The 2198-nt window shown below is 73.1% G+C and carries 1 protein-coding gene and 1 pseudogene; one reads left to right on the plus strand and one right to left on the minus strand.

The genetic code is table 11. The features are described from left to right. A pseudogene (locus AB0G16_RS23550) lies at nt 1-881 on the minus strand (hypothetical protein); the annotation flags it as partial. A gap of 410 nt (nt 882-1291) precedes the next feature. Here AB0G16_RS23550 and AB0G16_RS23555 point away from each other — a divergent pair. Further along, entirely contained in the window at nt 1292-2002 is a 711-nt protein-coding gene (locus AB0G16_RS23555) for a class I SAM-dependent methyltransferase (RefSeq protein ID WP_362808645.1), read from the plus strand. Nucleotides 2003-2198: the final 196 nt, after the last annotated feature.

A 2198-nucleotide genomic window follows, 5' to 3' on the forward strand; every position in this document is an offset into this window, starting at 1 on the left:
CCGGCGACCGGACCGGCGACCGGACCGGCGACCGGACCGGCGACCGGACCGGCGACCGGACCGGCGACGGGGCCGGCGGCCGGGGCGTCGGCGCCGGACGGCGCGCACGGGTGTCCCTCCACCAGGTCCGCGAGCCGCTCCGGCGGCAGCGTACGAAGCCCCCCGGCGGCCAGCACGACGGCGAGCGGAACGCCGCCGAGCGACCGGCAGATCCTGGCCGCCGGGCCCGTGGTGCGGGCCGGTTCCGCCCCCGGCGCGACCCTGCGGGCGCGGTCGAGGAAGAGCCGGAGCGCGTCGTTCCCCTCCGGCCCGCCCGGTCCTCCCCCTCGTACGGGTTCTCCCGGGCCGGTCGACCCGGCCGGGTCCGGGAGCCCGGCCGGGCCGGGTACGTCGAAGGGCTCGACGGGCAGCAGCGCCTCCCCCAGCAGTCCCAGCGAGCGGCGGGAGGTCGCGACGATCCTCACGTCCGGAGCGGCCGCCACGATCGCGGCGGCGAGGGCCCGGCAGGCGGGCAGGAGGTGCTCGCAACCGTCGAGGACCAGCAGGAGCCTCCTGCCGGCGAGGAAACCGGCCAGCGCCTCGGTCTGCGACCGGGCGGACCGCTCCGGCAGCCCGAGGACGGACGCGACCGTGTCGGCGAGCAGGTCGCCGTCGCGTTCACCGGACAGCTCCACCAGCCAGGCCCCGTCCGGACGGTGGTCGCGCAGCTCCCACGCGGCCCTGATCGCGATCCGGGACTTGCCGACGCCGGCGGCACCGGTGACCGTGGTCAGCGGCGTGTCGGCCACGAGCTTCAGCAACCGTCGCACCTCGCCCTCCCGGCCGATGAGGGCGTTCGTCTCCGCGGGGAGGTTCCCGCGCCACCACTGGACCTGTTCCATCGGTTCGCGCTCCTTTTCCACTTTCCGGGAATCGCACCGTTCTCACATCACGAACCGGCGGGACCGTCCTTTTCCAGGGGGGTTTTCCTTGTCCTGCGGTGCACATCTCACCGTCGCATCCGACCCGGACTTCTCCCGTACGGGGAAAAGCACGGAAACGCGGGTGCTTTATCGGTGATTCGGCGGAGCCGGTAATCGGGGGACGGGGCCGGTGTCACGCGCGCCGGGAACGGGCCGGGGGCGGAGAGGGCCGGGCCGGCGGCGGCGGAGGGCCGGGCCGGGTCTCGATCGTTCGGGCGGTCGCGGTACGGACGGGGCCACTAGACTCTGGCTGTCCCCCATCCGCGGTTCGCGCCGCGGCCTTTCCCGAACGAGCTGGACGGAACCGCATGTCTGGGTATGACCGCGTAGTGCAACCCGCGGCCGGTGACGAGGCCCTGGAGAACCACCTCGGTGGGGACGAGGCCAAGAACTACCGGCAGTACGAGCTCGACATGGTCGCCCCGCACGTGGGCCGGTCCATGCTGGAGATCGGCTCCGGCCTCGGCCACTTCGCCGAGCAGTTCCTGCCCCGCCTCGACCGGCTGGTGGTCAGCGACTTCGACCCCTACTGCGTGGAGCAGCTCAGGAAGCGCTTCGCGGGCCGCGACGACATCGACGTGCTGCAGTTCGGCCTGCCGACCGAGATCCCGATCGGTGAGAAGGTCGACACCGTCGTGATGATGAACGTCCTGGAGCACATCGAGGAGGACGTCGAGGCCCTGCGGTCGCTGGCCAGGGTCACCCTCCCCGGCGGCCGGATCGTCATCTGGGTGCCGGGCTACATGCAGCTGTACGGGGACTTCGACCGCAAGGTCGGCCACGTCACCCGCTACACCCCCGCCACCCTGCGCACCACGGTCTCCAAGGCGGGCCTGGACATCGACGTGCTCAAGCCGATCAACTTCCTGGGCGGCATCGCCTGGTGGGCCGCGGTGCGGCGCGGCGGCGTCGGCTACCCCGACCCCCGGCTGGTCAAGATCTACGACCGCACGGTGGTGCCGCTGACCCGCCTCATCGAGCGCTTCGTCCGCCCGCCGTTCGGGCAGACCGTCTTCTGCGTCGCCCGCGTACCGAAATGACCCGTGTACCGGCACGACCTCCGTGCCGGTACGACCCGCGGTGGTGAGCCGTGCGGTGACGAGACCCGTGCGGTCACGTCGTCCGCGCGGTCACGTCGCCCACGCGGTCAGGCGGCCCGTGCGGTGGGGTCTCCGCCGCCGTCCGGCCGATGTCCGGTCGCAGGCGGGGACGTCACCGGAGAAGACGCCGACGGTG

The organism is Streptosporangium sp. NPDC023615, assembly GCF_040640155.1.
Lineage (GTDB): Bacteria > Actinomycetota > Actinomycetes > Streptosporangiales > Streptosporangiaceae > Streptosporangium.